1 protein-coding gene is annotated in these 884 nt (G+C 54.9%); it reads left to right on the forward strand.

The annotated features are described in order from the left end of the window. The first annotated feature begins 307 nt into the window (after positions 1–307). A complete protein-coding gene (locus tag CSQ95_RS28890; protein ID WP_099411999.1) occupies positions 308–718 on the forward strand; it encodes a DoxX family protein in 411 nt (136 codons plus the stop codon). Positions 719–884: the final 166 nt, after the last annotated feature.

Genomic DNA, 884 nt, shown 5'->3' on the forward strand with positions numbered 1-884 from the left:
TCCCACCCACCCGGCCGACGACGCCTACGTTGCACCGACCATCAATATCGTCAAGTAAGCCCGTCAAGCAAGCTGTACTCTCCATTGAAAAGCCCCGCAGAGCGATCTGCGGGGTTTTTTGCATGCGCGAGGGATTTTTTATTGCATCATCAACATATGGTAAATCATGCATCAATATTTCATCGGATGATCAATGAATAAAAAACCATTACAGTGCTGTCTATTGTTCGCCGCCAGGCTCCCGCATAATGACATTGCGTTAATGAAAGCCAGACACCGAACCATCCACCTTTGAATGGAGTACGCCATGTCCCTCTCGCCCGCCCTCTACGCCACCTGGTCCCCACGCTTGCTGGGCTTGCTGCGCATCATCCTCGGCTTCCTTTTCCTGCAACATGGCACGGCAAAACTGTTCGGTGCGCCGCACGTTGCCATGTTCGACGGCTTGCAACTGTTTTCCCTGATGGGCGCGGCCGGCGTCATCGAACTGGTAGGCGGCAGCTTGCTGCTGGTCGGCCTGTTCACGCGCCCCATCGCCTTCATCCTGTCGGGCCAGATGGCAGCCGCCTATTTCATCGCGCATGCGCCTGCCGGCTTTTTACCGATCCTGAACGGCGGCGAAATGGCCGTGATGTACTGCTTCACCTTCCTGTACTTCGCAGTTGCAGGCGCTGGTGCCTACAGCCTGGACGGCTTGCGCGGCAAGGCTGGTGCATAAAAAAAAAGCGGACATCGCTGTCCGCCCTTTCATTGCTGGTGACCCGTCCTGGAATAAGTTGACACTTTTTCGTTACAGAGAAGGAGTGTCCGATGGAACAAGGGTTTCGACGCAGTCAGCGAGATTACAGCCTGGCTTTTAAATTGAGCGTTGTCGAGCAGGTTGA

It is taken from the genome of Janthinobacterium sp. BJB304 (assembly GCF_002735765.1).
In the GTDB taxonomy this organism is placed as follows: domain Bacteria; phylum Pseudomonadota; class Gammaproteobacteria; order Burkholderiales; family Burkholderiaceae_D; genus Janthinobacterium.

What these genes read in the sequence shown, in the direction of transcription:
- CSQ95_RS28890 (WP_099411999.1), top strand. Translation starts at nt 308, where the DNA reads ATGTCCCTCTCGCCCGCCCTCTACGCCACCTGGTCCCCACGCTTGCTG.